We start from the raw sequence: 24,299 nt of genomic DNA, 5'->3' as shown, positions 1-24,299 counted from the left end.
AAGAACGCCTTTCTTCAAGGTGAGTCATGTACCCGTCGTGTTGCCAGCCGCTACGTTCCAGACAGATTTGCCAGCCCAATCACATTTTTATCGCAGCGCAGTATACAGCAAGGTTGGAATACCTTAATCACCTAGCTATGCCGTACAGGGATGTGCTAATGCCACGAGTGCATGAATGCGCTAGAGCGGCCAACTTGATATCCATCAGGTATAATTCAGCTATGTATTCCACTGTCGTGAACGGCCGTGGATTTCCCAACGCCACAGATCTGCTACCCGGTTTCTGGTATGCTTGCGGCGAATTGCTAACAAGAGGCTTCACGTTGTCATGTCAGGTTGGCGTAAAATCTATTATAAGATATTGAACTTACCACTAAAAATGTTGGTAAGAAGTAAGGTTATCCCTTCAGACCCGGTCACGGAGTTAGGGTTGGATCCCTCACGACCGATTTTGTATGTTTTACCTTATAATTCCAAGGCGGATTTACTCACCTTGCGCACCCAGTGTCTGGCGCAAGATCTGCCCGATCCTCTTAACCCGTTGGAAATCGATGGCACCGTGCTGCCAAGCTACGTGTTTATCCACGATGGCCCACGCCTATTCCGTTATTACACCCCCAAAGAAGAGTCGATAAAACTGTTCCACGATTATCTGGATCTGCACCGCAGCAACCCGGATCTCGATATTCAGATGTTGCCGGTATCGGTGATGTTTGGCCGCTCCCCAGGGCGCGAAGGCCACGGCACGCCGCACCTGCGCCTGCTGAACGGCGTACAGAAGTTCTTCGCCGTACTGTGGCTGGGGCGCGACAGCTTTGTCCGTTTCTCCAACACCGTGTCCCTTCGCCGGATGGCGACCGAGCACGGCACCGATAAGACCATCGCGCAAAAACTGGCCCGTGTCGCACGCATGCACTTCGCACGCCAGCGCCTGGCAGCCGTTGGGCCAAGCCTGCCTGCCCGCCAAGATCTGTTCAACAAACTGCTAGCCTCCAAGGCGATTGAAAAAGCGGTCGAAGACGAAGCGCGCAGCAAAAAGATCTCCCACGAAAAGGCCCAACAGAACGCGATTGCGCTGATGGAAGAGATTGCCGCCGATTTCTCCTATGAAACGGTGCGCTTATCCGACCGCGTGTTGAGCTGGACCTGGAACCGCCTGTATCAAGGCATCAACGTCACCAACGCCGAGCGCGTGCGTCAGTTGGCGCAGGATGGCCACGAGATCGTCTATGTGCCATGTCACCGCAGCCATATGGACTATCTGCTGCTGTCCTATGTGCTCTACCATCAAGGGCTGGTACCACCGCACATCGCGGCGGGTATTAACCTGAACTTCTGGCCTGCCGGGCCGATCTTCCGCCGCTTGGGCGCGTTCTTTATCCGCCGCACTTTCAAGGGCAACAAACTCTATTCAACCGTATTTCGTGAATACCTCGGTGAGTTGTTCACCCGTGGTTACTCGGTGGAGTACTTTGTTGAAGGTGGGCGTTCCCGTACCGGCCGCCTGCTGGAGCCGAAAACCGGCACCCTGTCGATGACCATTCAGGCCATGCTGCGCGGCGGTACCCGTCCAATTACGCTGGTGCCGATTTATATCGGTTACGAGCACGTGATGGAGGTGGGCACCTACGCCAAAGAGCTGCGTGGCGCGACTAAAGAGAAAGAGAGTCTGCTGCAAATGGTGCGCGGCTTGCGCAAGCTGCGCAACCTCGGCCAGGGCTACGTGAACTTTGGCGAACCGTTGCCATTGACTACGTACCTGAACCAAAACGTCCCGCATTGGCGTGAGGCTATCGACCCGATCGAAGCACAACGCCCAAGCTGGCTGACGCCTACGGTCAACGATCTAGCGGCTCAGATTATGGTGCGTATCAACAACGCCGCCGCCGCCAACGCCATGAACCTGTGTTCTACCGCGCTGCTGGCCTCACGCCAACGTTCGCTGACCCGTGAGCAGTTGCTTGAACAGTTGGAATGCTACTTACAGCTGATGCGTAACGTGCCTTATGCGCCCGACGCTACCGTGCCAACACAAACGCCAGACCAGTTGCTGGATCACGCTTTAAACATGAACAAGTTTGAAGTGGAGAAAGACAACATTGGCGACATCATCATCCTGCCGCGCGAGCAGGCAGTGCTGATGACGTACTATCGCAACAACATCCATCATATGCTGGTACTGCCTTCGTTGATCGCCTCCATCGTGATGCATCACCGCCGAGTGTCACGCGTTGAGCTGTTGCGTCAGGTCAGCATGATTTATCCGATGCTGAAGGCCGAACTGTTCCTGCGTTACGACAAAGAACAGCTGCCGGAAGTGCTACAACCGCTGATTGAGGAGTTAATACGTCAGCAGCTGATTTGTAGCAAAGGCGATGAGTTGGTGCTGAACCCTGCGCGCATCCGTCCGTTGCAACTGTTGGCCGCCGGGGTGCGTGAAACCCTGCAACGCTATGCCATCACCATGTCGATCCTCAGCGCTAACCCAAGTATCAACCGGGGTGCCCTGGAGAAAGAGAGCCGCATTATGGCCCAGCGTTTGTCGGTGCTGCACGGCATCAACGCACCGGAATTCTTCGACAAGGCGGTGTTCTCCACCCTGGTGGCGACGCTGCGTGAAGAAGGCTTTATCAATGATATTGGCGATGCTATCCGCGAGCACACCATGGAGGTTTACACCATGTTGAGCGATCTGATCACCCCGGAAATCAAGCTGACCATCGAAAGCGTCAGCATGCCGGAAGAGACCAATACCCCAGCGCTAGCGGCGGAAGTGGTAAAAGAAGACGAGTAACTTGCAGGTGAGTTACCACAAAAAAGGCATCCACTCACTATGGATGCCTTTTTACTTTCGGTGTGGGGTCAATCAAACGTAGCTAAGCGCAATACCGATAAACAGCACCAAGCCAACGTAGTTGTTGTTCAGGAAGGCCCGGAAACAGGCATCGCGATCGCGGCCAGCCACCTGCTTTTGCTGATGGATAAACAACGCTCCAGCCAGCAACAGCGACCAGTAGAACGCGCCCCCTAACTGCATCAGATAACCCACCCAGAGCATCAGTAACAGCGTAGCAAACTGCAACAACCCGACGATCAGCTTGTCATGGCGACCAAACAGCACCGCAGTAGATTTGATGCCAATCTTCAAATCGTCATCACGATCGACCATGGCATACAGGGTATCGTAAGCCACCGTCCAGCAGATATTGGCCAGGAACAGCAACCAGCAGCTCAGTGGCAGCGACTCGCTGACCGCGGCATAGGCCATCGGGATCGACCAGCCAAACGCCGCCCCCAACACCACCTGAGGCAGATTGGTCACCCGCTTCATAAACGGGTAGGCCCAGGCCAGCGCCAGAGCCGCCAGCGACAGCCAGATGGTCATGGCGTTCAACGTCAGCACCAACGCAAAGGAAACCAGCACCAGCGAGACAAACAGGATCTTGGCCTCTTTTTCGCTGACGCGGCCGCTCGGCATCGGGCGACCTGCGGTGCGTTTCACATGCCCATCAAAAGCGCGATCGGCATAGTCATTCACCACACAACCCGCGGCACGCATCAGGAAAACCCCAAGCACAAACACCAGCAATACCGACGGCGAAGGAATTCCCCCCCCTGCCAACCACAACGCCCACAGAGTGGGCCACAGCAACAATAGCGTGCCAATCGGCTTATCGATACGCATCAGATGGCAATAGGCCTGCCATTTGCTTTGAATCACGCTCCCTTCCAAAGTTCTTTCTCCCCTAATTATGCCGGAGTGCCCTTTTCCACCGCATACAGTGGACAGGCCGGTAGAAACAGTTCCGTCAGTAACAATGGTTTTCCCGCCAGACGGAGACGAGAACGCCGCGCCCACAGATCCTTCTGCTGGCCAACATGGATATAATCGCGCGTCAGGCTTTCACTGTTGAACAGATAACGGCCCAGTGGCAACGTCCCCAGATCGACCAGTGCCAAATCTGGCCCGGTCAGCGTTTCCTGCGGGATCACCGTACGCCCCAGCAACCAGGGCTGGCCGTCACCCAGCAAGACGATCTCTCGCAGCCAATAGCGTTCGCTGTGTGGCAGATGCGCCGCCTCTTCGGCAAGCTGATCGCGAGTGATAAAGCATTCACGCTGTGGTTCTACCTGCACGCGACCACAATGGCGCTCGAAACGACGGGTCATGGAACCTAACTCCATCAGCCAATCGCTAACGGCGGCAGGTATTGAGGAATGTTCAGACAGCCACTCAATAGGCGGCAGGATGGGATCCCTATTGCCAGACATTATGCTACTCCAGGCCGGAGGCTGCGACCTGCGTGCCGCGCCAAGCCATACAAACTGTTAACAGAAATCCATTGTAACGCAGAAATGCAAAAGCGGCAGGCAGATTCGTGACGTAACGCGTTACCCATTATCAGGGGGTTAAACGGCAGGCTGTAGGAGCGGAAGATGTCACAACGCGAGGGAGTTCGCTCTGTCGGCGACAGGCTCGGGCAAGGGAGTGCCCGTCTGCTGGATATCAGCAGGGAAACGCCGACTTGCGGATGAAAAGAGGTGCGCCAAAGCGCACCAATCATCAAGCCAGCATCGGTCGCGTGGGGGATTACCCCTTGCCTTTCACGCTGCCAATAAACGTTTCACGTGCAGTGGTGGAACCCAGTTTTTCGGCCTCATTCATCAGTTTCAGCGCCTTATCGATATCCCCAGCCTTGACCGCCTGCTTGATACCGTTATTGAAGTAAGCCTCTGTATCGTTGAGCATCGGCTCTGCCGGTGCGGTGCTGACCGGTGCTGGAGCCGCAACTGCCGGAGCCGCGGCACCCACCACGACCGGTGGCGTTGCCGGAGCCGATTGCAACATGCCAATCATGATGTTGCTGGCCCCTTGCTCTGCCGTCACCTTCAGCTTCAATGTGCCACTGGTGCTGTGGCTGGCGATCGGATCCGGAATGTCCGGTACCGCATTACCCACCCCTTGGGCATAGGCTTTAGCCGGGTTGGTCAGCGTGGTGGTTTTAGTCAGATCCTGCTGGGTGGTATACACCAACAGATAAATCTGTTTTTGCCCCAGCGCCGGAGTCAGTTTCAAGGTGCCCTCCAGCCGATCGGCAGACATCACGCCCGGTGGCTGGTAAGCGAAATAGCTGCTCGGATAATAGGCCGCTGGTCGCATATGTTCATCCAGCACCAATACGCTAGGAGCATAGATTGCGTTTTTATTGGCCAGACTGCTCAGTTGGATTTCCAACGAGCCTCGATCGGCCGGCAGCGCAAATGCGGCAATGGCCCCCTGGATCTGGCCCTGGTTGATCTGTGGGCTAACGTTATTGAGTTGGACATCCTGGCTAACCGGCGGTACCAACGGCTGCCAAGGCAAGCTTTGCAGCGTGGCGGCACTGATGGCCGGAGCGACGGAAACGTTGGCCGGAGTATCGGCATAGGTCGCCAGCGGTGCGCCGACGGTCAACACCAGAGACAGGCAGAGTGACAGTAGATTTTTTTTCATTGTTATTACCCTCTCGCTTTGAACGTGCATCCCAGCAGCGGGCAGGCAAGCGCACTACTGCCGGTGAAACGGTAGAAGGAGGGCGTGCAGGCGCCCTCCCGTCAAGCCAGTATTACCACCAGATTTCCATCTGGGCACCGAAGGTGACTTCGCTGTCTTTACCACGGCTGAAGGTATGCATGCTGGTATCGTTATACGCAGTGCCAGCACTCAAGCCACTATTCTCTGCATCGGTATTCGAAGCATAACCCCATTTCTCATCCCAGTTGGCGTAGGTCGCGAAGACACGGATCGCCGGACGTGACCAGATGCTGTTGCCCGCTTGCCACTGTTGTGCCAGGGTGACTTTGTATTGGCCGTTGCGATCGCCAGTACGCTGAGATTTCACGTTGTCGTAACCGGCTTCCAGCAAGGTGCTCATGATTGGCGTCCATTTGTACATTGGGCGCACGCCCACGGTGTACCAGGTGGTGCCGTTGTCATTGTCGCGGTTAACGTCCTGATACATGGCAACGTACATCAATGCCCAATCATCATTGAAGTCGATGGCACCATGATCCAGCACGCGGATCATCTTGCCATTGTCATCAATGGAAGAGCCTTGGCTACGGCCATTGTTCTGCGCGGTCATTGAGTCGGTGGCGTACTGCACGACAAATTTGTTGTAGCCGCCCAAGATGCTCTGGGTATGCTCCGCAGTAAACATCCAACCGTCTTTGCTTGCCCCGTCAGCCAGGTGGTAACCGTCTTGCTCATTGGCACGGCCATAATCCACACCCAGTTCCAACGTACCGCCAGGGTTCAGCTCAAGGCCAGCCAAACGCAGGTCGAAGGTGTCGTTGACGGTTGGACGCTCGTCACGTTGATTGTCGATATAACCTAAGGAACCACCGGATTCGGTGTTACGAGTCACGGCAGCAGACAGCTTGCCGAAGCCCAGGTCGATATTTTCCAGACCGGCACCAGGACCTGAAATATCCCAGTAGTAGAAGTCGATCATATGGACGTCATGACGCTGATAAAAGCGCTTACCGGCCCACATGTTGGCACCTGGCAACGCATCGATCAGGTTTTTACCCTGCACGTTAACTTCACGGAAGGCCGGGCTGGTGGATTCCCAGTCAGACTGTTGCGACACGGAATAAGCCACGTTAGTGTCGAAGTAGAAGCTCTTATCGCCCTCTTTCCACACTTCCTGGCCCAGTTTCAGTTCCGCATAGGTTTCACATTCGTTACCCAGACGGTACTTACTGCTGGCACCGGTGGACTGGAAACACTGTTGCTCACCACCGCTCCCGGTCCAACCGATACCGGAACGTGCGTAGCCGTGGAAATCCACCGCCATCGCTGATGTGGATAAGACACCGGCGGCGACAGCCAACGTCAGAGGAAGTTTGCGCAGAGTAGTCATCATTATTCTCCTGTTATACAGACCTTGATGCTTTAAACACCCGGTTCCTGATGCAGCCGTTTACACGCCGTCCCGTCCTCGCGGAACAGGTGGCAGCGGTGTGGCGGCAGGCCGATAGCGAATGTTGCACCTTCTTCTACCAGCACCACGTCGTTCTGGCGGTAAACCAGGTTTTGACGAATTGCCGGAATTTGGATATGGATTTGCGTCTCGTTGCCAAGCTGCTCCACCACCTGTACTTCACCCATCAATGTCACTTCAGATCCCGAACTCGGTAACAGATGCTCTGGGCGGATGCCCAACGACAGGTTGGCCCCCACCTCAATGCCCTGCCCTTCAACCGGTAGCCATACCAATTGTCTATTGGGCATCGGCAGTTCGATCTGTACCCGCAGCGCTTCCACACCGGTCACTTTCACCGGCAGGAAATTCATTTTTGGCGAGCCGATAAAGCCCGCGACAAAGCGGTTGGCCGGGTAGTGATAGAGTTCCAGCGGCTTGCCGATCTGGGCCACGCGCCCGGCGTCCAGCACCACGATTTTGTCGGCCAGCGTCATCGCTTCGACCTGGTCGTGAGTGACGTAAATCATGGTGCGCTGCAGCCGCTTGTGCAGACGTGAGATCTCAATGCGCATCTGCACCCGCAGTGCGGCATCCAGGTTGGAAAGCGGTTCGTCCAGCAGGAACACATCCGGTTCAGCCACCAGCGTACGGCCAATCGCCACACGCTGACGCTGCCCGCCAGACAGGGCTTTTGGGCGACGATCCAACAAATGCGCTAATTGCAGCACTTCGGACACCTGATTAACCCGCTGATTGATTTCCGCTTTTTTAGCCCCGGCCAGCTTCAGGCCAAACGACATGTTGTCAGCCACGGACAGATGCGGATACAGCGCGTAAGACTGGAACACCATGCCGATACCACGCTCCGAAGGCGGTACCTCATTCATCCGTTTTTCACCGATGAACAGATCGCCAGAGGTAATATCCTCCAGCCCAGCGATCATGCGCAGCAACGTTGATTTACCGCAGCCGGATGGCCCGACAAACACCACAAACTCGCCGTCATCGATAGTCAGATTGACGTCTTTGGAAATCACGACCTCGCCGAAGGCCTTATAAACGCTGCGCAGTGTGACGCTAGCCATGCGTTACTCCCCTGCTTTCGCAGTTAACATTTCGTGTGAAGATGGCGGAACCGAAGCCCGCCAAGACCCATTGATGACCCTCTTGCTGCGCACCGTACTGCCATGCCATAGGCTTGGTCGCCTCAGCCGGTGCGGCCGGCTGAGTATAAGGCTGTAGGTTGATCAGCGCTTCAAGGCATTGATCCTGATGGGTAATAAGTAAGCGAATAACGCCATTTTCCTGGCTGATCTGGTTCAGAGCACCACATTGGATCACCGGGTGCTGACGCAGGGCCAACAGAGCCTGGCAGTAACGTAAGGTTGAATGGTGGTCGTGTTGCTGGCGGCTGATGGCCAGCGCACGGTGTTCTATCGCCACCTGTTGGTACCAGTGGATCTCTCCTGCGGTGACCTGCTCCGGCGCTTCATGCCAAGGCATCGGGGTTTGTGCCCCCTGCGGTTCTTGCAGATCCGCCGCGTGTGGCAAGCCCAGCTCTTCGCCCTGATACAAGCAGATAGGCGCGGGCAGTAATGCCAACAGGGTCAGGAAAGCCTGTGCAGAACGCAGATCGCCTTGCCCCCAATGGCTGACCACCCGCGGCTGATCGATTTCGCCGGTGCTCCAGACTTTTTCGCCCAGTTGGTGACGATGGGTATGCAATACCTCCACCAGCTTTTCGCAGCTGAACGGCACCACTTCCAACGCCAGGGCGCTGCGGGCATAGTGCTGTTCGGGAGCGGCACTGCGGCAGATACGCTGAGTGCCTTCACTGTGCCAAAGTGCCAGCCCGTGCCCGGCGACTTCCGCTCCAGCCTCTGGCGATAACGCCTGCGGCAATAACAGCCCGTCCACCGCCAGTGCTTTCAGATAAGGCAGCGCCGCCATCATGCCGTGCACGTCGCCCACACCATCGCCGTTTCCATCGCGGAAACTGACCGGATGGATCCGGTACAACGTGGGGTGAGTGGCGGTACGCACTGGTGACATAGGTCCGGGTTCCTGCTGCGTTGGGCGGTAAAAATCAATGTTGCCAATAATGAGGTAATGGCAAGGAGGGGTAATCATCCGTAACAGGATTTTTCATGGGGGAGGAGATGGGAGGATGAGAGAACGACGATGCGCGGCGAAAGTTCCCGGCATAAGGCAAATCTGTGATCTTCCTTGCAAAAATAGCCCTGCCTTTTAGTGTTCGACACCACAGAATAGGGCGGTTTGCTAGCTGGATCACACTACTCAGGCATGGGGCGTAGACGGGGGGAGGATGAGAACACCGCGGGTTGTAACCCACTATTAGCGCGTAACCGCTCTCCTTACCGCAGTCCCCACAGAAGGATTGGATTTATGAATCGCACAATGACAACAACCGTACGCCGGCTTACGCTTTCAGCATTAACGACGCTGGTGCTCTCCTCCTCCGCTTTCGCCAAAATAGAAGAAGGCAAACTGGTTATCTGGATCAACGGCGATAAAGGCTATAACGGCCTGGCCGAGGTGGGTAAAAAGTTTGAGAAGGACACCGGCATCAAAGTGACCATCGAACACCCGGACAAACTGGAAGAGAAATTCCCGCAGGTTGCCGCTACCGGTGACGGCCCGGACATCATCTTCTGGGCTCACGACCGCTTCGGGGGCTACGCGCAATCGGGCCTGTTGGCAGAAATCCACCCTTCCAAAGCCTTCCAGGACAAAATCTATCCGTTCACCTGGGATGCGGTACGCTTTGACGGCAAGCTGATCGGTTACCCGATCGCGGTAGAAGCCCTGTCGCTGATTTATAACAAAGACCTGATCAAAGAAGCGCCAAAAACCTGGGAAGAGATCCCGGCGCTGGATAAAGAGCTGCGCGCCAAAGGCAAAAGCGCCATCATGTGGAACCTGCAAGAACCCTACTTCACCTGGCCAGTCATTGCCGCCAATGGCGGTTATGCCTTCAAGTTTGAAGATGGCAAATACAACATCAAAGACGTGGGCGTAGCCAACGCCGGTTCACAGGCTGGCCTGCAGTTCATCGTCGATCTGGTGAAGAACAAGCACATCAACGCCGATACCGACTACTCGATTGCCGAAGCCGCCTTCAACAAGGGCCAGACGGCGATGACCATCAACGGGCCTTGGGCCTGGACCAACATCGAGCAAAGCAAAATCAACTATGGCGTCACCCTGCTGCCAACCTTCCAGGGCAAGCCGTCCAAGCCGTTCGTTGGCGTGCTGACCGCGGGCATCAACGCCGCCAGCCCGAACAAAGAACTGGCGACCGAGTTCCTGGAGAACTACCTGATCACCGATCAGGGCCTGGCTGACGTTAACAAAGACAAACCGTTGGGTGCCGTGGCGCTGAAATCGTTCCAGGAACAGCTGGCAAAAGATCCGAAGATTGCCGCCACCATGCAGAACTCGCAAAACGGCGAAATCATGCCAAACATCCCGCAGATGAGTACCTTCTGGTATGCAATGCGTAGCGCCGTGATCAACGCCATCACAGGCCGCCAGACGGTGAAAGCCGCCCTGGAAGATGCTCATACCCGTATCACCAAGTAATACCCTGGCCATTGGCGGGCTGTGATGCCCGCCTTTGCCCTGCTGTGTGAGAGGCCGTTGGCCTCTCGCGGTAACACCTGAAAGGAAAGCCCTATGCAACTTGCTCACGCCGGAACACCCGCGCGAAAAAAATCGAAGTGGTGGCAGAGTGACATACTGAAATGGCTGATTGTCGGCCTGTTCAGCCTGGTGACCTGCTATCTGATTGTGGTGATGTATGCACAGGGAGAATATCTGTTCGCCATCCTGACGCTGGTGCTGGTCAGTGCCGGGCTCTACGTGTTCGCCAACCGCCGTGCCTACGCCTGGCGCTACGTCTATCCTGGCGTCGCCGGAATGGGGCTGTTCGTCCTGTTCCCACTGATTTGCACCATCGCCATCGCCTTTACCAACTACAGCAGCACCAACCAACTGACCTTTGAACGCGCTCAGTCGGTGCTGATGCAACGCCAGTTCCAGACCGGTAAAACCTTCACCTTTGGGCTGTATCCGGCAGAGAACCAACAGTGGCGTTTACAGTTAACTCATCCAGATAGCGGCCAACTGCTGATTTCCGCGCCGTTCAGCCTCAACGGCAGTGAGCCACAAACATTGAAATTAGCGGTAGAAAACGCTGAGCCTGCCGGTGAACGCGCGACGTTGCGCGTGATCACCCAGAATCGCCAGACACTGAGCCAGATTGTCGCCATCCTACCGGAAGGCGGTGAGCTGCGCATGAGTTCTCTGCGCCAGTTCTCCGGCACCAGCCCGTTATATACGCTAGCCAAAGACGGCAGCACGCTGATCGATAATCAGACCCAGGTGCAATATCGCCCTAACCCGGAGATCGGTTTCTATCAGGCCATCAACGCCGAGGGTAATTGGGCCACCGACACCCTCAGCCCAGGTTATACCGTCACTATCGGCTGGAAGAACTTCTTACGGGTGCTCAACGATGAAGGTATCCAGAAGCCGTTTATCTCTATCTTTGTCTGGACCATTATTTTCTCGGTGATGACCGTGATCCTCACCGTGGCCGTAGGCATGGTGCTGGCCTGCGTGGTGCAATGGGAAGCGCTGAAAGGCAAAGCGGTGTATCGGGTGTTGCTGATCCTGCCCTACGCGGTGCCTTCGTTTATTTCCATTTTGATTTTCAAAGGATTATTTAACCAGAGCTTCGGTGAAATCAACCTGATGCTCAACGCGCTGTTCGGCATCAAACCGGCCTGGTTTACCGATCCGCTCACCGCCAAAAGCATGATCCTGGTCGTCAATACCTGGCTGGGTTATCCGTACATGATGATCCTGTGTATGGGCCTGCTGAAAGCCATTCCCGACGATTTGTATGAAGCCTCGGCAATGGACGGCGCCAGCCCGATGCAGAACTTCTTCCGCATCACCCTACCGCTGCTGATCAAGCCGTTGACGCCACTGATGATCGCCAGCTTTGCCTTCAACTTTAACAACTTCGTACTGATCCAACTGCTGACGCGCGGCGGGCCAGACATGATCGGCACCACCACCCCAGCCGGTTATACCGATCTGTTGGTGAGCTACACCTATCGCATCGCGTTTGAAGGCGGCGGGGGTCAGGACTTCGGGCTGGCGGCGGCCATTGCCACGCTGATCTTCCTGTTGGTTGGCGCACTGGCGATCCTGAACCTGAAAGCCAGCAAGATGAACTTTGACTAAGGGAGAACGACAATGGCCATGGTACAACCCAAATCCCAGCGCGTACGCCTGTGGATCACCCATATTCTGATGCTGAGCTTTATTGCCCTGATCATGTTCCCGTTGCTGATGGTAGTGGCGATTTCGCTACGCTCCGGTAACTTTGCCACCGGCAGTCTGATCCCGGATCAGATCTCCTGGGATCACTGGCGACTGGCGCTGGGGATGAGCGTCACCCAAGCGGATGGCAGCGTCACCCCACCACCTTTCCCAGTTCTGTTATGGCTGTGGAACTCGATTAAAGTCGCGGCGATCACCGCCGTGGGGATCGTGACGCTCTCTACCACCTGTGCCTACGCCTTTGCCCGTATGCGTTTTCGTGGCAAAAGCACCCTGCTGAAAAGCATGCTGATCTTCCAGATGTTCCCGGCGGTGCTGTCTTTGGTCGCGCTATACGCTCTGTTCGATCGCCTGGGGCAGTACATTCCGTTTATCGGTCTCAATACCCATGGCGGTGTGATATTCGCCTATATGGGCGGTATTGCGCTGCACGTCTGGACCATTAAAGGCTACTTCGAAACCATCGATAACTCGTTGGAAGAGGCCGCCGCCCTGGACGGTGCCACGCCTTGGCAAGCGTTCCGCCTGGTGCTGCTGCCCCTTTCAGTCCCGATCCTGGCGGTGGTGTTTATTCTGTCGTTTATCGCGGCGATCACCGAGGTGCCGGTGGCTTCACTGCTGTTACGTGACGTGAGCAGCTACACGCTGGCCGTAGGTATGCAGCAATACCTCAATCCGCAGAACTACCTGTGGGGTGACTTTGCCGCTGCGGCGGTACTGTCCGCCATTCCGATCACCGCCGTATTCCTGCTGGCGCAGCGCTGGTTGGTCGGTGGCCTGACGGCGGGTGGGGTGAAAGGTTAATTTCTGCCGGACTCAATCGGGCCAGGCAACTGTGTTTAGGCCACTGCAATACGTTTGATGTACTTTGTTCCTAACTATTACCCTATGGATTTCAAGTGACAGCTAGGCACCAAGCTATCTCATCCTCAGGAGCTTACTTTTCGTAAGTGACTGGGGTGAGGTAGCGCAGGTAACAACGCTGTAGCTTGAAAGACGACGGGTAAGCAAGAACTGTGTCTTTGGCGGCCTTTGCTGGGCCGCCATTTTTATGGTTACTCCCGCTTCAGCCGATCGGTGTTGGCCAAATACAAAGTCACCACCAGTAATAATATGGCGGCGGAATAAACCAGCGTGTCGAAAGGATTCTCATGATCAACGATGATCAAACGAATAATCGCAGTAATGCCAATATAGATAAAGTAGCGTAGCGGGAAGTGATAGCCCGACTCAAAATATTTAACAATCAAGGCGATAAACTCAAAGTAGAGGAAATAAATCACGATCCCCTCAATCAGTTGATACGAAGAAGACTCCTCGTTGCTCACGAATAATACTTTCGCCAAGTGAAAGGTTTCTTTGACCAAAAAGACCACTAAAATCGCCGCCAATAGCAGCAACCCCACGTTCAGTACCCGCTGTAACCCTTTGGCGATCATCAATGAGCGTGATGTTTTTGCCATGGCTCCTCCCTTCGTTCGTTCAGTTATTTAGTGCAGAAAATGCCTTATGGGCTTTTTCCTAAAGTTGCCCTGATTGTTTATCCTCAGGCTAATTAGCCTATTTTCAATCAGTTGCGCGAATTCATTACGCTTGTATATATTTGTAGCGAATTGAAATGTCCTCTATTATGGGCGCAGTCCTAGGCATTATGCCTCTAAATTCCAGTAATTAAGAAAGGAACTTTCATGCGAGCTAAACTCCACGCACTGGTCGCAGCAGGCCTTTTCACCTGTTCGTTTGCAGGGTATGCCAGCGGACTGGTGACTCCTGATAACGATCTGCGCAATGACCTCGCCTGGTTATCCGATCGCGGTGTGATTAACGTCAGCCTGTCTACCTGGCCGCTAAGCCAGGAAGAGATCAACTCGGTGCTGGCGCAGGCCAAACCGGTGACCAATACCGAGAAAAACGTCATTGACCGCGTACAGCGTCGCGTAGGTGACTTAAAAGCCAATATAACCGTTACCGGTTATACCTCAACCGACAAACCAGGCACACCGCAGGGCTTCGGCCAGAGTCACTATGCCGACAGCAGCCTGACCATCGGCGCCGGTGCCAACGGTGAGTTCTGGGACGTGCGCCTGCAAGGCGCCGTGGAAGGCGATCAGCGCGTCTCTGATGGCTCCAAATTCAACCTGAACGGCTCATACGGTGCCATCAAAGTGTGGAACCAGTGGCTGTCATTCGGTGAGGTCTCTCAATGGTGGGGCCCTGGCTATGACGGTAGCCTGATCCGTTCCGACGCGGCGCGCCCAGTGGCTGGCTTTATGCTGCAACGTGCCGATCAATCCCCGTTTGAAACACCTTGGCTGTCCTGGATCGGTCGTTGGCAATATCAGATCACCGCAGGTCAACTGTCTCAATATACCGCCATTCCTAACACCAAGCTGATCGGTGGCCGCCTGACCATGATGCCAACCGACTTCGTGGAGCTGGGTGCTTCACGCATTATGCAGTGGGGGGGTGATGGCCGCACACAATCCTTCAGCTCATTCTGGGATGGCTTTATCGGCCGTGATAACGACGACTCCGGCCAGGGTAACGATCCGGGCAACCAGCTCGCCGGTTTCGACTTCAAGCTGAAAATGCAGCCATTGATCGGTATGCCAGTCAGCCTGTACGGTCAGTTAGTGGGTGAGGATGAGGCGGGCTTCCTGCCATCGCAAAACACCTATCTGCTCGGTTTGGAAGGCCACCCAGAATGGGGCCCAACGGTGATCAACTGGTATATTGAAGGGGCGGATACCCGCGCCGATATGAGCCGTAAGAATTACGTGTATAACCACTATACCTATAAAGACGGCTACTACCAGCAGGGTTACCCGTTGGGCCACGCGATGGGTGGTGATGGTCAGATGCTATCTGGCCGTGTAGAACTGGTGCTGGAGGATGGCCAGCGCTGGAGCACTCGCCTGGTGTACGCCAAGGTGAACCCGATGAACCAGAGCATCAACCAGGCATTCCCGAAATCCGACACGCTGAAAGGCATTCAGTTGGGTTGGGGCTATACCTTCACCCATCAGGTGAAGTTTGATACCAGCCTGTGGTACACCGATAACAACAACAGCACCGCCGATGACGTGGGTGCCGGTGTCAGCATGGCCGTACCGATCAATCTGTAATCCCTACAGACGTCAAAAAACCCGCCGCGGCGGGTTTTTTATTGGCTGCGATTCAGAGCAACTTAACGCCAGGCTTTAAAGCGATTGATCAAGCCGTTGGTTGAGGTGTCGTGGCTGGTCACCGCTTCTTTACCCGCCAGTTCCGGCAGAATACGGTTAGCCAGCTGTTTACCCAGCTCTACGCCCCATTGGTCGAAGGTGAAGATGTTGAGGATCGCGCCTTGCGTGAAGATCTTGTGCTCATACAGGGCAATCAGGCTACCCAGGCTGAACGGGGTGATCTCACGCAGCAGGATGGAGTTGGTTGGGCGGTTGCCTTCAAACACTTTGAATGGGGCAACGTGCTTGACCTCTTGCGGCTTTTTACCCTGTGCGGCGAACTCTTCCTCAACCACCTCCAGAGATTTACCGAACGCCAGCGCTTCCGTCTGTGCAAAGAAGTTCGACAGCAGCTTAGCGTGGTGGTCGCTCAGTGGATTATGGCTGATGGCCGGAGCAATAAAGTCGCAAGGCACCAGTTTGGTCCCCTGATGGATCAACTGATAGAACGCATGCTGGCCGTTGGTGCCTGGCTCACCCCAGATAATCGGGCCGGTCTGGTAATCAACCGGATTGCCGTTACGGTCAACGTATTTGCCGTTAGACTCCATGTTGCCCTGTTGGAAATAGGCGGCAAAACGGTGCATATACTGGTCATATGGCAAGATTGCTTCGGTTTCCGCACCGAAGAAATTGTTGTACCAAATGCCGATCAGCGCCAACAGTACCGGCAGGTTTTGCTCGGCAGGCGTCTGGGCAAAGTGCTTGTCCATCTCATGCGCACCGCTCAGCAGCTGTTCAAAGTTTTCAAAGCCCAGAGACAGCGCGATAGACAGGCCGATTGCCGACCACAGAGAGTAACGGCCACCCACCCAGTCCCAGAACTCGAACATATTGTCGGTGTCGATACCAAACTCGGCCACCGCTTTACCGTTGGTAGACAGCGCGGCAAAGTGTTTCGCGACGTGCTGCTGATCGCCTGCGGTGCTCAGGAACCAGTCGCGCGCGCTGAGGGCGTTGGTCATGGTTTCCTGGGTAGTGAAGGTTTTAGACGCCACCAGGAACAACGTAGTCGCCGGATCCAACGGTTTTAGCGTTTCGGCGATATGGGTGCCGTCTACGTTGGAAACAAAGTGCATGTTCAGGTGGTTTTTATACGGACGCAGCGCTTCGGTTGCCATATAAGGGCCGAGGTCTGAGCCGCCGATGCCGATGTTAACCACGTCGGTAATCGGTTTGCCGGTGTAACCTTTCCAGTCACCGCCGATGACGCGGTCACAGAACTGTTTCATCTTCGCCAGCACCGCATTGACTTCTGGCATCACGTCCTTGCCATCAACAATGATTGGCGTGTTACTGCGGTTACGCAGGGCAACATGCAGCACGGCACGATCTTCCGTACGGTTGATTTTCTCACCGGAGAACATCGATTTGATCGCGCTTTGCAGGTCAGTTTCTTTCGCCAGTGCCTGCAGCTTCTCCAGGGTTTCTGCGGTAATACGGTTTTTGGAATAATCCACCAGCATCTGATCGTTGAAAGTGGCAGAGAACTTGGAGAAACGCTCACTATCCTGAGCAAACAGGTCACGGATCTGGACGTCTTTCATTTGGTCGAAATGTTGCTGCAGGGCTTGCCAAGCAGCGGTTTGACTAGGATTGATATTTTTCATAGCGGCGCTCTTATGCTTGAGAATGAATATGATGTAATGGACCGATTGTAGCCTGTTCGACTGTGATTATGATCTCTTTTCTTGCGATAGGCGTTAACTCTCAAACCACCGCACTCCATTTTTACCTTTCCACAACAATCTGCTGATATTTCACCTAACAGCCTGTTATCACTACGCTGAAACGTCCCTCTCACCACGCTTTTCTCTTAATGCGCAGTTCGCAATATTCGGTCGCTCAGCGCCCTCCAAAGCGCAGATGAAAATCCCTCAGCGTCTACCCGTTGACAGCAGCCACTAAACCCGTTATTCCTAACAGCCTACTTGCACTTTGTGCAAGCCAGAAGAGGCGCGTCGCCCAGGTAGAGTGTCAGAGGAGCCATTATCCGATGACGGCACTGGAGGGGGAGCGACGCCGAGGCGAGATGCTTACGGCAATCATCACGTCGGCTACAGGGGCTGAATCCCCTGAGTTGTCACCATGGGCTGCTCTGTATGAGCAGTCAGCAAGGTGGGGCGCTTCTGGGTGTATCGTAGCCTCAACCTCTACGCCTGCTCCCTGTTTACCGCTCTTCCCTTGTGCCAAGGCTTATGGAAATTAAATGCCAATTTGAATGGCGTCCCTGACACGAGGTTTTACATGACTCAAGCAGCACCCCAAACCGCAACCGTAGTAGCCAAATTCGGCGGCACCAGCGTGGCCGATTTCGAGGCGATGAACCGCAGCGCCGACGTGGTACTCTCCAATCCCGATGTCCGGTTGGTGGTTCTCTCCGCCTCTGCCGGTATCACCAACCTGTTGGTAGCCCTGGCTGAAGGTTGCGAAGCAGAAAAACGCAACGAACAGCTAGCTGAGATCCGCCGCATTCAATACGCCATTCTCGAACGCCTCGATAACCCGGTGGTGGTTCGCGAAGAAATCGACCGCATGCTGGAAAACATCACCACGTTATCGGAAGCCGCTGCGCTGGCCACCTCTGCCGCACTGACCGATGAACTGGTCAGCCATGGCGAGCTGATGTCTACTCTGCTGTTTGTAGAAATTCTGCGTGGCCGCAAAGTGCAGGCAGAATGGTTCGATATCCGTAAAGTCATGCGTACCGACGACCATTTCGGCCGTGCCGTGCCAGACAGCGCCGCGCTGACCGAATTGGCCCAAACCCTGTTGAAACCGCGCCTGCAACAAGCGTTGGTGATCACTCAGGGCTTTATCGGCTGTGAACCCAAAGGCCGCACCACTACGCTGGGCCGTGGCGGCAGTGACTACACCGCAGCCCTGTTGGGTGAAGCACTCAGCGTCAGCCGCGTGGATATCTGGACTGATGTACCGGGTATTTATACCACCGACCCACGCGTGGTGCCTGCCGCTAAACGTATCGATAAAATTGCCTTTGAAGAAGCGGCGGAAATGGCCACCTTCGGTGCCAAAGTGCTGCATCCGGCCACCCTGCTGCCTGCCGTGCGCAGCGACATTCCGGTCTTCGTTGGTTCGAGCAAAGATCCTGCTGCGGGCGGCACGCTGGTATGTAATACCACAGAAAACCCGCCGCTGTTCCGTGCGCTGGCCTTGCGCCGCAAGCAAACCCTGCTGACGCTGCACAGCCTGAACATGCTGCACGCACGCGGCTTCCTGGCCGAAGTGTTCAACATTCTGGCCCGTCATAATATCTCGGTCGATCTGATCACCACCTCCGAAGTCAGCGTGGCATTGACCATGGATACCACCGGCTCTACGACCACCGGCGGCAGTCTGTTAACCACCTCCCTGCTCACCGAACTGTCCTCACTGTGCCGGGTGGAAGTGGAAGAAAATCTGGCGCTGGTCGCCCTGATCGGCAACAAGCTGTCACAGGCTTGCGGCGTCGGTAAAGAGGTGTTTGGCGTGCTAGATCCGTTCAATATCCGCATGATCTGTTACGGTGCCAGCAGCTATAACCTGTGCTTCCTGGTGCCTGGCGATGATGCGGAGCGCGTAGTACAAACGCTGCATCAAAATCTGTTTGAGTAGTCCCCGAAAACCCCATAGTTTTTTCATAAACTATACCCTATGGATTTCATGCTGCAGCTAGGCGACAAGCTATCTCATCCCCAGGAGCTTACTTTTAGTAAGTGACTGGGGTGAGATAGTGCGGGTAACAACGCTGCAGCTTGAAAGACGACGGGTATATAGAGGCTCAGCGCACTGGGCCCACCACACCACCACCTTCACGTTCAATATTGGCAAAGGATAACCTCTCTCATGCTGGCAAAAATCACACGCTTATTCCCGTTATGGGCCGTGCTGCTGTCCATTGCGGCCTATTACACCCCGTCGACCTTTACCGGTATCAGCCCTTACGTCAGTACGTTGCTGATGTTGATCATGTTTGCCATGGGCGTCACCCTGCGCCTGGATGACTTCAAACGCGTACTGTCGCGCCCTGGCCCGGTCGCTGCGGGGATCTTCCTGCATTACCTGATTATGCCGCTGGCCGCCTGGCTGCTGGCGATGCTGTTCCGTATGCCGCCGGATCTCTCTGCCGGTATGGTGCTGGTAGGCAGCGTAGCCAGCGGCACCGCCTCCAACGTAATGATCTATCTGGCTAAAGGCGATGTCGCTCTGTCGGTGACCATCTCAGCCGTTTCTACGCTGGTTGGCGTTTTTGCCACCCCGCTGCTGACACGTCTGTATGTCGATGCCGAGATCAGCGTGGATATCATGGGGATGTTATTCAGCATTCTGCAGATCGTGGTGATCCCGATTGGGTTGGGCCTGATCGTCCACCACTGCTTCACCAAAACCGTCAAGCGGGTTGAGCCTTATCTGCCAGCCTTGTCGATGGTGTGTATTGTGGCAATCATCAGTGCGGTGGTTGCAGGTAGCCAGAGCCATATTGCCTCGGTAGGCTTTGTCGTGATCATTGCGGTGATCCTGCATAACGGCATCGGGCTGCTGAGCGGCTATTGGGGAGGCAAGCTGTTTGGCTTTGACGAATCCACCTGCCGCACGCTGGCCATTGAAGTCGGCATGCAAAACTCCGGGCTGGCGGCAACGCTGGGCAAGATTTACTTCTCACCACTGGCCGCGCTGCCGGGTGCCTTGTTCTCGGTGTGGCACAACCTCTCAGGTTCACTGCTGGCAGGTTACTGGTCAGGCCGCCCGATCAAGAAACAGGATTAAGCCCCACAAAAAAATGGAGGTGCCCGAGCTTCGTTGTGAAGTCGGGCACCCTTTTACCATCATCTAGCGACACTCCCGCATGGCGAGGTGCCTTTATTTCACTGGCAACGTGACATCATTCTGTTTAAAGCCATAACGGCCCAGCGGAGTAATGGTTACGGACGTGACCTTGCCCACCACGTCCACTTTCTTTTCTTCACCCGACATCAAATAGTAATTCTCCAGCTGCACACTTTGCTTTGAGGGCGACAGCGTTAGCTGGGGGGCCAAACGTACCACATGTAATCCGCTATTCTTCACCACCAGGGTCGTCCCTACCTGGCTAAAGTGCAAGTCTTCCCAAGGAGACTGGCTTACCGCCACCGCTTTCGGTTGCACAATCAGCCCAATGCTCTGGCGTACTGGTATGCGTGCGCTGTTATCCACCGCCTGACCCACCCCTTCAAAGGAAGCCTTCAGCATCACTTCGTGGGGTAACACCGCTCCCTGTTTCAGCACAAAATTCACCTGCTGACTCTGCCCGGCATCAATCCGGGAAATCGGCGGCGAAATCATTACCATCTTGCTAAACGCCTTGCCATCCAGATCTTCAACCTTGGTTGCCAACAACATCGGCTCCGAGGTCGTGTTCTTGATACTGAAGTTTACCCGACCAGTACTTTCCTCTAGCACTATCCCCATACTTTCTAACTGGAAAGAGGCCAGGGCTGATGGCATTCCCGCCGTAACCAGTAACATACTGCCGACAATCCGGCCAATGAACCACTTTGTATTTCTCATCTTTTATCCTATTTCGTTACGCTTGATTATTTTATGCCAGAGTGGCCTAACGGCAGACAGCATCCCGCTCTTCATACAATACCAACGGGTCAAATTCCGCCGGTACTTCATAACTCACCAGACATTCATCCTTATTGACGCGACGCACGCGCAAAACCTTGCCAATATCTTCATTCACCAGCATCAGGTTGCCTTCACCAATCAGGGTGCCCAACAGCCGTCCTTTCTCATCATGTACAGACGACCCGGTGGGTAAGATGTCTCCTTGCTCATCCCGCAAGGTCAGTAATAATTGACGGACCTCGGTGACCCGGAATTGCCTTTTCACCACGGTACCACGCGCCAGTTCCAGCTCCAGAGCCGTGCTGTTCAGCCGCAGGTTTAACGGTAGTGACAAAGTATCTATTTGTGCCTTTAACGGCATATAGGGCGTGGCCGAGGGCAATAACACGTCGCCGGCAAAATCGGTGATACCCTCACCCGCACCAGTCACCCTGGCGCCAGACTGCCCTGGCACGCTCACCACCACCAACGTATCGCCCGCCCGTTGGGGTGACATTACCCAGGTGTTATTGGCTACGCCCAGCGAACCCGAAGAGACCAAAGACTGCGAGAGGCTGCCCTGGCTGGAGCGTGATGCTCCCAGCGACAAGCGGGTGTAGGCAGTATTACCGCTCAGGTTGCCACTGGTCTGATACTCACCGTGACTATCGCGAGCGATGTCAAGATAACCCTTTAATGGCCCCGCGACGGTACCCTGCCAACTGCTTCCTAGCGTCATTTGATTGTTCTTGCGCAGTTGCAGGCGGCTGCTAATGTTCCCCCCACCTAGGGGTAAGCTCAGCCCAGCATAGACAGCAGCCCGATCATAGGACGAGGATTGCACATTCAGACTCAACGTCGCCGATCCCAGCCTTCTACCGTAGGACAGTGTATGCATCAAACTTTGTGTGTTGTCGTGGTAATACCGCTCGTGCGACAGACCATAGGCAAACGCTCCCCATTCCGGGGTATTCCAGGACAGAGCCAAGCCCCCCGAATAATGCGGCCGTGAGTCCGAATTATTGTCGGTATGATCCGCAGACTGGCGAAACGATGCATCCGCTTCCCGGTATCCCAGGGTGCGATATTGCGCAGACAGGGACAACGAAACGTTGCTGCTCAAGGCCAACTGCCCCTGCACATCCAGTTGAACACCCTGCTGCCGCCCCCGGCCGTACACGGCACTCCCGGATAACCAATTACCCTGCTCACTGCCAAGGCTCCCCTGCCAGGCCAGCCGCTGGTATTTTGCCGAAGCCATCCCCCCCAGACCCATCTGCCGGGAGCCGCTTGAACTGAACCTTTTCTCTCCCATCAACAATGCTGGCGGGGAAGCTGTACCTTGCTGCCCACCATAGGTACGATAGCGCCCCAAGGCGAACTGGTAACCGCTTTGCCGCTCTTGCTCATCACCGAAGCCCGGCGTCACAGTAAAGCGCTGTTGATACCCCTCGGCATCGGTAACCGTGACCTGAGTTTCAACCCCTGTAGCGGCCTGACCCAGATTGTCCAGAGTAAAAGGCCCCGCAGGCAACAGCGTACGGTACATCACCTGCCCACGCTGCTTGACCTCCACCATCGCCTGGCTTGATACACTGCCCTGTATGGGAACCGCCAAGGTTGCACGAGAAAGTTGGAAACGCTCACTGGACAGTTGCAAACCGGTGATAGGCAAGCCGCCGCTTAACGACCCACCAGCACTAAACTCCCCAAGCTGTACCAATGCTCCCCACTGCGGGAAATCACGCGTTGCAGAGGTCTCATACACATCCAGTTGGCTCCCGAACTCATTCTTACTGTAGCTGGAGCGATTACGAACCACCCAGTTACTGATATTCAGACCAGGCTCCAGCATGGCCTGCCACGTTTGCTGGTTGCCATAGCTTCCCTTCATGCTATTGCCGTACAAATCATAATTCAGCATCACGGCATAGCCGCCGCGCTGCTCACTGCGCAGTTTTTCTGGATCAAAAGCCTCTTCCGGCAATGTGATCTCCACGCGGAAGGTGCCAGGAAATACCCGTATCTGTGCCTGTGGCCAACGAGATCCAATACGTTCACAGTCGCCAAGAGGCGAGGTCAGGTGCAAACGCAGCGTTTCGGCCAAACGTGCATCCAGGCACAGCTCCCCCTCCTGACCAAAACGAACCTCTTCCTGATAGCGTTGCGCAGCATTTACCTCCAGCTCGACCTGGTGAACCCCAGGTAAAAACCGTGAAGTCGAAAAGAAATCCGCAATATCAGCGTTATACCCGAGTTGCTCAAGGGTTTTTACATCAAATCCGGTCGCCCCTGCGCGCGCCATCAGCAGGATCGACAACCCCCATGCCACCGATGCCTTTTGCCTCATGGGCGATTCCATTCCCTTGATTGCCCGACCTGCGTCGACATAAGACATACATAGAGGGGGGAGCCCCCCCCTCTCAATTAACGTAAGACAGATTTACAACCCGAAGCCAAATTCCATGGTGGCAGAGCCATCCAGCTTTGCATCTTCAGGGAGGGGACCTTTCATATCGCTCTTTGACCCCAAGTAGGCTCTTGCAGTAATACCGAAAGCAAAATCTTTGCCGATAGACATCTCTTGCTCACCCGAGGCTGGTGCCCAGCCAGTGCGTTGACCCAACTCGATCAGCAGGCTATCTCCAGTGGCTCCGATAGTATTGTTATTCACCGCCGTAAACACCCGGCTAGCTTTCCCATCTACGGTAGCGCCACGTACTTGTAATTGGTAAAAGCCCATTTTCCCGGTCCCGTTCACATTACCAAGACCAAAATTCCGGCCTAACCCTTCGAAGCTAGCGGTACCCAACCGATTGTCTGACGTAATGAATGTCAGCGCAGTAGGCGCACTACATTTCACATTTACGCCTCCCTCAGTGGCAGTTCTCAGCATAGTCGCTTTATCGTCTAAAACTTGCGACTGTCTGATTTCGCCAAAATCAAACACGCCGTTATTCTGCACTGTCACTTCACAGGTTGACGTAGAGAGTTCACCAACAACCTTGATTTCTGCACTAGTGTCTGCCGCCAGCGTCGCAGCAGAAAACAGTAGCGATGACAGAGCCGTTAATTGCAGTACATTCTTTTTCATCAATATATATCCTTATGTATATTCGTCTCCTTGAACTTCAGGAGGCGTATT

18 protein-coding genes and 1 riboswitch are annotated in these 24,299 nt (G+C 55.0%); of the genes, 7 read left to right on the top strand and 11 right to left on the bottom strand.

Annotation, left to right across the window (positions count from 1 at the left end; genetic code table 11):
* Window positions 1-328 precede the first annotated feature (328 nt).
* Entirely contained in the window at window positions 329-2,794 is a 2,466-nt protein-coding gene (gene plsB / locus KAJ71_RS20050; RefSeq protein ID WP_248947287.1) for a glycerol-3-phosphate 1-O-acyltransferase PlsB, read from the top strand.
* A gap of 72 nt (window positions 2,795-2,866) precedes the next feature.
* On the opposite strand, the gene ubiA is transcribed toward plsB, so the two are convergent.
* The 6 genes from ubiA to KAJ71_RS20020 all read right to left on the bottom strand — a co-directional run bounded on the left by ubiA (window position 2,867) and on the right by KAJ71_RS20020 (window position 9,020).
* On the bottom strand, window positions 2,867-3,733 hold the full coding sequence (gene ubiA / locus KAJ71_RS20045; RefSeq protein ID WP_248947286.1) for a 4-hydroxybenzoate octaprenyltransferase: 867 nt from the start codon (window positions 3,731-3,733) through the stop codon (window positions 2,867-2,869).
* Between the two features lie 17 nt (window positions 3,734-3,750).
* Window positions 3,751-4,272, bottom strand: a complete 522-nt coding sequence (gene ubiC / locus KAJ71_RS20040) for a chorismate lyase (protein ID WP_248947285.1) — start codon at window positions 4,270-4,272, stop codon at window positions 3,751-3,753.
* Window positions 4,273-4,591: 319 nt separating this feature from the next.
* On the bottom strand, window positions 4,592-5,494 hold the full coding sequence (malM, locus tag KAJ71_RS20035) for a maltose operon protein MalM (protein ID WP_248947283.1): 903 nt from the start codon (window positions 5,492-5,494) through the stop codon (window positions 4,592-4,594).
* 112 nt (window positions 5,495-5,606) lie between these two features.
* A complete protein-coding gene (locus KAJ71_RS20030; RefSeq protein WP_248947282.1) occupies window positions 5,607-6,908 on the bottom strand; it encodes a maltoporin in 1,302 nt (433 codons plus the stop codon).
* A gap of 29 nt (window positions 6,909-6,937) precedes the next feature.
* Window positions 6,938-8,053 (bottom strand): maltose/maltodextrin ABC transporter ATP-binding protein MalK, encoded by a 1,116-nt coding sequence (gene malK / locus KAJ71_RS20025; RefSeq protein WP_248947281.1) that lies wholly within the window; start codon window positions 8,051-8,053, stop codon window positions 6,938-6,940.
* Complete coding sequence (locus tag KAJ71_RS20020; RefSeq protein ID WP_248947280.1) at window positions 8,046-9,020, bottom strand: alpha-amylase family glycosyl hydrolase; 975 nt, start codon at window positions 9,018-9,020, stop codon at window positions 8,046-8,048. The genes malK and KAJ71_RS20020 overlap by 8 nt, the downstream gene beginning before the upstream one ends.
* Window positions 9,021-9,374: 354 nt before the next feature.
* Here KAJ71_RS20020 and malE point away from each other — a divergent pair, with 354 nt between their 5' ends.
* The 3 genes from malE (at window position 9,375) to malG (ending at window position 13,145) form a co-directional block, all read left to right on the top strand.
* On the top strand, window positions 9,375-10,571 hold the full coding sequence (gene malE / locus KAJ71_RS20015; protein WP_248947278.1) for a maltose/maltodextrin ABC transporter substrate-binding protein MalE: 1,197 nt from the start codon (window positions 9,375-9,377) through the stop codon (window positions 10,569-10,571).
* Between the two features lie 93 nt (window positions 10,572-10,664).
* Window positions 10,665-12,242: a maltose ABC transporter permease MalF gene (malF, locus tag KAJ71_RS20010; protein ID WP_248947277.1), complete on the top strand. Its 1,578-nt coding sequence runs from the start codon at window positions 10,665-10,667 to the stop codon at window positions 12,240-12,242.
* Between the two features lie 12 nt (window positions 12,243-12,254).
* Window positions 12,255-13,145, top strand: a complete 891-nt coding sequence (gene malG / locus KAJ71_RS20005; RefSeq protein ID WP_248947276.1) for a maltose ABC transporter permease MalG — start codon at window positions 12,255-12,257, stop codon at window positions 13,143-13,145.
* Window positions 13,146-13,396: 251 nt separating this feature from the next.
* Here the strand turns inward: malG and psiE are convergent, their stop codons facing one another.
* Entirely contained in the window at window positions 13,397-13,804 is a 408-nt protein-coding gene (gene psiE / locus KAJ71_RS20000; protein ID WP_248947275.1) for a phosphate-starvation-inducible protein PsiE, read from the bottom strand.
* 225 nt (window positions 13,805-14,029) lie between these two features.
* On the opposite strand from psiE, the gene KAJ71_RS19995 reads away from it, so the two are divergent.
* The gene (locus KAJ71_RS19995) at window positions 14,030-15,466 is read left to right on the top strand and encodes a capsule assembly Wzi family protein (protein ID WP_248947274.1); all 1,437 of its coding nucleotides are present in this window, start codon (window positions 14,030-14,032) and stop codon (window positions 15,464-15,466) included.
* Window positions 15,467-15,528: 62 nt separating this feature from the next.
* Here the strand turns inward: KAJ71_RS19995 and pgi are convergent, their stop codons facing one another.
* Entirely contained in the window at window positions 15,529-17,175 is a 1,647-nt protein-coding gene (gene pgi, locus KAJ71_RS19990; protein ID WP_248947273.1) for a glucose-6-phosphate isomerase, read from the bottom strand.
* Between the two features lie 333 nt (window positions 17,176-17,508).
* Window positions 17,509-17,702, top strand: a riboswitch (Lysine riboswitch).
* A gap of 110 nt (window positions 17,703-17,812) precedes the next feature.
* Here pgi and lysC point away from each other — a divergent pair.
* On the top strand, window positions 17,813-19,180 hold the full coding sequence (gene lysC / locus KAJ71_RS19985) for a lysine-sensitive aspartokinase 3 (protein ID WP_248947272.1): 1,368 nt from the start codon (window positions 17,813-17,815) through the stop codon (window positions 19,178-19,180).
* Window positions 19,181-19,411: 231 nt separating this feature from the next.
* Window positions 19,412-20,332, top strand: a complete 921-nt coding sequence (panS, locus tag KAJ71_RS19980) for a ketopantoate/pantoate/pantothenate transporter PanS (protein WP_248947271.1) — start codon at window positions 19,412-19,414, stop codon at window positions 20,330-20,332.
* A 93-nt stretch (window positions 20,333-20,425) separates the two neighbouring features.
* On the opposite strand, the gene KAJ71_RS19975 is transcribed toward panS, so the two are convergent.
* The 3 genes from KAJ71_RS19975 to KAJ71_RS19965 form a co-directional block, all read right to left on the bottom strand.
* Window positions 20,426-21,112: a fimbria/pilus chaperone family protein gene (locus tag KAJ71_RS19975; RefSeq protein ID WP_248947270.1), complete on the bottom strand. Its 687-nt coding sequence runs from the start codon at window positions 21,110-21,112 to the stop codon at window positions 20,426-20,428.
* 46 nt (window positions 21,113-21,158) lie between these two features.
* Window positions 21,159-23,504: a fimbria/pilus outer membrane usher protein gene (locus tag KAJ71_RS19970; RefSeq protein ID WP_248947269.1), complete on the bottom strand. Its 2,346-nt coding sequence runs from the start codon at window positions 23,502-23,504 to the stop codon at window positions 21,159-21,161.
* Between the two features lie 93 nt (window positions 23,505-23,597).
* The gene (locus tag KAJ71_RS19965; protein ID WP_248947268.1) at window positions 23,598-24,248 is read right to left on the bottom strand and encodes a DUF1120 domain-containing protein; all 651 of its coding nucleotides are present in this window, start codon (window positions 24,246-24,248) and stop codon (window positions 23,598-23,600) included.
* Between the last annotated feature and the right edge of the window lie 51 nt (window positions 24,249-24,299).

The sequence above is a fragment of the Serratia silvae genome, assembly GCF_023282985.1.
GTDB classification, from domain to species: Bacteria; Pseudomonadota; Gammaproteobacteria; order Enterobacterales; family Enterobacteriaceae; genus Chania; species Chania silvae.
This window is presented reverse-complemented; position numbering and strand designations above follow the sequence as displayed.